The sequence below is a fragment of the uncultured Rothia sp. genome (genome assembly GCF_937976295.1).
Lineage (GTDB): Bacteria > Actinomycetota > Actinomycetes > Actinomycetales > Micrococcaceae > Rothia.
Genome location: NZ_CALJRY010000093.1, coordinates 1 through 6806, shown reverse-complemented (window position 1 = coordinate 6806; position 6806 = coordinate 1). Strand labels below are relative to the sequence as shown.

Here is a 6806-nt window from a genome sequence, read left to right as displayed (position 1 = left end):
TTCGAAAAGCCACTTCTTTGGTGGCTTCTCGAAACACATGTGGCTTTTCGCCGTTTATAGGGGAGGGGGCGGGGACCCTTCGATAGGTTAGTGCCTTCGCCGTGGGTCTTAAACCCGCCGCGAAGACACTAACCTATCGAAACAACCAGTGGCTCGGCGATGACGAACCGGCGAGTACGAGGTCTTGGTAACCCGTATACTGAAATAGTTCGCGCCGCCGGGTACGAAACGGCTTGTGGAAGCTACGAATGCTTCCACCGAGCAGGGCTTCTAAACCGGCACCGGCGCATGTGTATGACCGGGACCGCACGGGTCCCGAACTTTCGGCGTTTCTTCGACGAGAAACGATAACTAATGAGAGGTTGACCGCCCCTATGACGACGCAGTCTACGGATTCTTCCGCCACCACTGACGAGCACCGTAACCGTAACGCCGAGCGTGCGCAGCTGCACTCCACGATTTGGCGTATTGCGAATGACCTGCGCGGTTCGGTGGACGGCTGGGACTTTAAGCAGTACGTGCTGGGCATGCTCTTCTACCGTTACCTCTCTGAGAGCCAGGTGCGTTTTGTGGAGAAGAAGTACGGTCTGGAGCAGGCGTTTGAGCAGATTCCCGATGAGGCTTTTGACGAGGATACTCGCCACATGCTTGTGGAGGAGCGCGGCTTCCTGCTGCTGCCCTCTCAGCTGTTCTCGAATGTGTACAAGAACGCCCCTTATAATCAGAACCTGAACGAGACCCTGGCGAATGTGTTCAAGGCGTTTGAGGAGTCTGCGCGTGGCACCGAGTCTGAGAATAACGTGAAGGGCCTCTTCGACGACTTTGTGCTGGACTCCAACAAACTGGGTGTGAGCCCGGCGGCTCGTCACGAGAACCTGCTCAAGCTCATGGATGCTGTGGCGGGCATGAACCTTGAGAAGGGCTACGAGGATAGCGAGAATGACGCTTTCGGTGACGCCTACGAGTACCTGATGGGCATGTACGCGGCGAATGCGGGTAAGAGTGGCGGCGAGTACTACACTCCGCAGGAGGTTTCGGAGCTGCTGGCGAAGATTGCCATGGATGGCCGTGATGCCGAGCAGATTCGTACCGTGTATGACCCGGCGTGTGGTTCGGGTTCGCTGCTGTTGAAGGTTAAGCGTGAGCTGGGTAAGAACTCGGACGGCCTGCGCTTTGTGGGTCAGGAGATTAACCTGACGACCTATAACCTGTGCCGTATGAACATGATTCTGCACGGTGTGCCGGTGGATGATTTCAGCATTGCGCACGGTGATACTCTGATTGACCCGAAGCACCGTGGCGGTGCGGGCGGCGATTTTGAGGAGCCGTTCGGTGCGATTGTGTCTAACCCTCCGTATTCGACGAAGTGGAAGGGCGATGATGACCCGACCCTGATTCACGATGACCGTTACGCCCCGGCGGCGGTGTTGGCGCCTAAGTCGAAGGCTGACCTGGCGTTTACGATGCATATGCTGGCGTCGCTGGATGAGGCGGGTACGGCGGCTATTGTTGAGTTCCCGGGTGTGCTGTACCGTGGCGGTGCGGAACGTAAGATTCGTGAGTACCTGTTGAAGCAGAACGTGGTGGATGCTGTGATTCAGCTGCCCGCCAACCTGTTCTACGGTACGAGCATTGCGACCTGCATTCTGGTGTTGAAGAAGGGCAGGCGTAAGGATCATTCGGTGCTGTTCGTGGATGCTTCTCAGCTCTTTGATAAGGGCACGAACCAGAATATTCTGGGTAAGGCGCACCGCGAGAAAATTCTTGAGGTGCTGGCGGCTCGTGAGGAGCGTGAGCATTTCTCGGCGCTGGTTCCGGTGGAGAAGCTGCTGGAGCAGGAGGTGAACCTGGCGGTGTCGAGCTGGGTTGAGCCGGAGAACACCCGTGAGCGTGTGGATATTGTTGAGCTGAATTCTCGTATTGAGGGTATTGTGGCTCGTCAGGCTCAGTTGCGCGTGGAGATTGACGCTATTGTGGCGCGTCTGGAAGGCGGCGAGTAGTCGGTGGCTGAGGTGACGAATTATATTGACCGCCTGGTGGCTGAGCTCTGCCCGGATGGGGTGGAGTACCGCCCGTTGGGTGAAGTAGCAAAAATCAAGAATGGTAAGGGATATAAAGACTTCCTGCCTGGAAATATTCCGGTCTATGGCTCTGGCGGAGTTATGACGTATGTTGATACGTTCGCGTATGACAAGCCAACTGTCCTTATTCCGCGAAAAGGTTCTTTGGGTAATCTTTTTTATCTTGAGGAACCTTTCTGGAACGTTGATACTATTTTCTATACAGAGATTGATGAATCTTGTGTAATCCCTAAGTACTTGTTTTATGTTCTTAGGTCTGCAGAGCTTGAGAAGCTAAATACAGCTGGTGGCGTTCCAAGCTTGACGCAGAAAGTGCTGAATAAGGTTTTAATCCCTGTTCCGCCTCTGGAGATTCAGGAAGCGATTGTTGAAATTCTCGACAAATTCACGAACCTGGAAGCGGAGCTGGAAGCGGAGCTGGAAGCGCGTACTCTGCAATACGAGTACTACCGTGATTCGCTCTTCGAAGCCCTCGACTGTCCCCGTGTTCCCCTGGGCTCTCTTGGTATCCGCAACAAGGGAATTGCTATCACTGCATCGAAGATGAGGACTCTTGAACCCGGTAATAAGGACGTCAGAATCTTTGCAGCTGGTGCTACATTCGTAGATACGGATTCATCATTCATTCCTGACAAGGGAATTTTGGAAGGCCCTGCAATTATTGTGAAATCTAGGGGCCATATCGGATTTGAATACTATGAGGGTAAATTTACTCATAAAAATGAGCTCTGGTCGTATTCTCTGACCTCGGATCTCGTGGAACAGAAGTTTATTTATTATTATCTTTTGACTCAGACTTATTATCTGCATGAACTTGCGCGGGGAAAGTCTGTGAAGCTCCCTCAGCTTGCAGTCAAAGATACTGATGAATTGCTTGTTCCTGTTCCTTCTCTGGAAGAGCAGCAGCGCATTGTCGATATTCTCGACCGCTTCGACGCCCTGACCACCAGCCTCTCCGAGGGTCTACCCGCAGAGCTCGCGGCGCGTCGCAGTCAGTACGAGTACTACCGCGACCAGCTACTTTCTTTCCCCCGCAAGGGCGAAAACCAGTAGACACCTGCGTATCAAACTGCGCATCACGCGTGAACCCCGTGCAGGGGAGACACCCTGCCACCCCTGCACGGGCCGCTAGACCTCAACTACACTCAACAACCCAAACTAAACTAGCCGGGCTCACTAACCCCGAGGCCGCTAACTCTGAGCCTAACCGTCCACACACTCAACCCCCTACGCAAAGGAGCACCCCGTGGAAACCGTACCCAACCACCCCCGCCCCACCGAAGGACGCACCGAAAGCATTCTCAGCTCGGACGACTTCACCGTCATCGCCAAGCTTGCCGAAACAAAGGATTACAAGGAATGGAAGGCCCAGCACCAGAAGAAGCGTGAGCACCAGAGCGAAGCGCAACTCGAAACCGAACTCATCGAAACCCTCAAAACCCAGGGCTACGACTACCTGCCGCACCTCACCGACAAAGCCGCGCTCATCCGCAACCTGCGTGAACAGCTCGAACGCCTCAACACCCGCCCCGAAGAAGGCGCCTACGGCCCCAACAGCGGCTTCCACTTCACCGACGAAGAATTCAACCGCCTGCTCACCGAACACATTGCCCGCTCCAACGACGGCATCCTCGAAAAGGCAAAGCTCATCCAGGAAGAACGCTTCATCGACTTCCGCCTCGAAGACGGCACCCTGCGCAACATCATGCTCATCGACGCCGCCTACCCCGCACGCAACCGCATGCAGGTCATCAACCAGTACCGCGTACCCGCCCCCAACGGCAAGGTACTCAACCGCTACGACGTGACCATCCTCGTCAACGGCCTGCCCCTCGTGCACATCGAACTCAAGAAGCGCAACGTAAGCATCCGCGAAGCCTTCAACCAGATCGAGCGATACCAGAACGAAGGCTTCCAGCAGGACAAGCACCGCCTCTTCGAATACGCCCAGATCTTCGTCATCAGCAACGGCTTCGAAACCAAGTACTACTCCAACACCGTGCGCCACAAGCACGTCGAAGACCAGCAGACCGCCAGCCGTAAAGCAGTCGACGGCGGCTCCGCAGGCAAGAGCTTCGACTTCACCAGCTACTGGTCAGACGAACAGAACAACCGAATCAACGACCTGATTCTCTTCGCGCGCACCTTCCTCACCCGCCACACCCTGGCGAACATCCTGACCCGCTACTGCATCCTTACCGTAGACAAGGATCTGTTGGTCATGCGCCCCTACCAGATCGCGGCAACCGAGAAAATCATTAAGCGCGTCGAAATCGCCAACAACGACCCCAAGCTGCTCGGCACCAAAGAAGCCGGCGGCTACATCTGGCACACCACCGGCAGCGGCAAAACCCTCACCAGCTTCAAAACCGCACGCCGCCTGGCAGAAACCGGACTCGTCGACAAGGTACTCTTCGTCGTGGACCGCAAGGACCTCGACTACCAGACCATGCTCGAATACAACAACTTCCAGGCAGACTCCGTCAGCTCCACCGGCAGCACCCGCGAACTCAGCAACCGCCTCGCCGACCACGGAACCAACATCGTAGTCACCACCATCCACAAGCTGTCCAACCTCATCACCGCCGAACCCAAGCACCCCGTCTACGGCCAGCGCGTAGCCATCATCTTCGACGAATGCCACCGCTCCCAGTTCGGCCGCATGAACACCGCCATCAAGAAGAGCTTCAAGAAGTACAGCATGTTCGGGTTCACCGGCACCCCCATCTTCGACAAGAACTCCGCAGGCGGCCCCGGCACCACCACCGTCGAAGTCTTCGGCGACTGCCTGCACACCTACACCGTCGTCGACGCCATCAACGACAAGAACGTGCTGAAATTCCACCTGGAATACACCAACACCAGCCCCGACTTCGCCGAACTCGAAGAAGCCTCCTACGCAGACGAAATCGCTGCCGAACGTGCCGAAACCCCCGACGCGAAGGCACTCGCCAAGTTCGCAAAGAGCAAGGAAGTACTCGAAAGCCCTCAGCGCATCGAAGCCGTCGCCACCTACATTCTGGACAACTACGACCGCAAAACCAACCAGAGTGCAGCCACCAGCTACGACGTTAAGAAGACCCGCACCATCAACGGAGTCACCAAACACTACGTAGAACGCGTGCGCGGTTTCAACTCGATTCTGGCGACCTCCTCCATCGACGCCGCCTGCACCTACTACGACGCCCTCAACACCCTGCAAGAAGAACGCATCGCAGACGGCACCCTGAGCCCCGAACAGAAGCTCAAGGTCGCCATCATCTACTCGCAGGGCAACGGCGGGCAGCTCTTCGACACCTTCGGCGAAGAAGAAAACTTCACCTTCGCCACCGAAGACACCGGCAGCCGCATGGACGGCTTCCTCGAAGACTACAACACCATGTTCGGCACCAACTTCAGCACCGACGGCGACTCCTTCGACAACTACTACAAGGACGTCTCCCGCAAGATGAAGATGCGCGAACTGGACCTGCTCATCGTCGTCAACATGTTCCTCACCGGCTTCGACTCCAAGACCGTCAACACCCTCTGGGTAGACAAGAACCTGAAGATGCACGGCCTGGTGCAGGCGTACAGCCGCACCAACCGAATCCTCAACTCGCTCAAGCCCTCCGGCAACATCGTGTGCTTCCGTGACCTCGAACAGGCAACCAAGGACGCCTTCACCCTCTTCGGCGACACCGAAAACAGCAGCGGCCAGTCCGCCCTCGACATCGCCTTCACCCGACCCTACAAGGACGCCTACGAGGAGTACCGTGAAGTGGTCACCACGCTGCGTGAAGAATTCGGCATGGATGAAGGCGGCTCCATCACCGTGGACACCCCCGAAGACAAGGCCCGCTACATCGAGGTCATGAACCAGGTGCTTAAACTGCAGCAGGAACTGCGCGTGCACGACGAGTTCATCCGCGACGGCGGCAACGAACTCATCAGCGACTACGAAATGCAGGGCTACACCGGTGTCTACAACGACATCTACGAAGAAGCCCGTGAACTGCGCAAGGCACAGGAAGAAGGGAAGGAAAGCGCCGACAACGAGACCAGCGAAGGCGAAGAAAAGCCGAGCGTAGTTGACCTGTTCGCTGAAATGCGCTTCCTGACCGAACTGGTCAGGCAGCAGGAAGTCGGTGTGCTCTACATCCTCGAACTCGTCAAGGCAGCCCGCGCGGCACGCCAGGGTAATGCGGCAGGGGAGAGCAACACCGCCGAAACCGCCCAGGACAGCGTGGAGTACTTCCGCGACCGCGTGCGCCTCGCTATTCGTAACGACGCCGACTTGCGCGAAAGCGGCGATATCATCGAGGACTACTTCGAAACCTACCTGAACGAGTCCGAAGACCACGACGTGCAGGAACACTTCCACCACTACGTGACCGACCGCCGCACCCGCGAAGAAGACACCATCGTGAAGGAAGAAGAGCTGGACTCCGTAGAGACCCAGCGCGTCGTCAACCGTGCGCTCAAGGAAAACCGCCGCACCATCCCCGGTAAGATCAGCCGCCTGGTCAAGGGCAAGATTTCGCTCTTCGGCGGTAAGCTCGGCGGCGCGAAGACCGAGGACGCAGCAACCAAGGCGAAGCGCGTGAAGCAGAAGCTGGAGAAGCACATCGTCCGCTTCATGCCGTTCCTCGGCGGAGACTAACCAGAGGTAATCCGCGGTTATCCAGCCCAGAAGCCACATGTGTTTCGAAAAGCCACTTCTTTGGTGGCTTCTCGAAACACATG

At 56.6% G+C, this 6806-nt stretch carries 3 protein-coding genes; all 3 read left to right on the top strand.

What is annotated here, in order from left to right; genetic code table 11:
- Positions 1-374 precede the first annotated feature (374 nt).
- The 3 genes from Q0216_RS02480 (at position 375) to Q0216_RS02470 (ending at position 6723) form a co-directional block, all read left to right on the top strand.
- Positions 375-2000, top strand: a complete 1626-nt coding sequence (locus Q0216_RS02480; protein ID WP_298592656.1) for a type I restriction-modification system subunit M — start codon at positions 375-377, stop codon at positions 1998-2000.
- Positions 2001-2003: 3 nt separating this feature from the next.
- Entirely contained in the window at positions 2004-3134 is a 1131-nt protein-coding gene (locus tag Q0216_RS02475) for a restriction endonuclease subunit S (protein WP_298592654.1), read from the top strand.
- A 193-nt stretch (positions 3135-3327) separates the two neighbouring features.
- On the top strand, positions 3328-6723 hold the full coding sequence (locus tag Q0216_RS02470) for a type I restriction endonuclease subunit R (protein ID WP_298592652.1): 3396 nt from the start codon (positions 3328-3330) through the stop codon (positions 6721-6723).
- The last annotated feature ends 83 nt before the right edge of the window (positions 6724-6806 follow it).

Coding starts and splice junctions, on each gene's coding strand:
- Q0216_RS02480 (WP_298592656.1), top strand. CDS start 375: ATGACGACGCAGTCTACGGATTCTTCCGCCACCACTGACGAGCACCGT.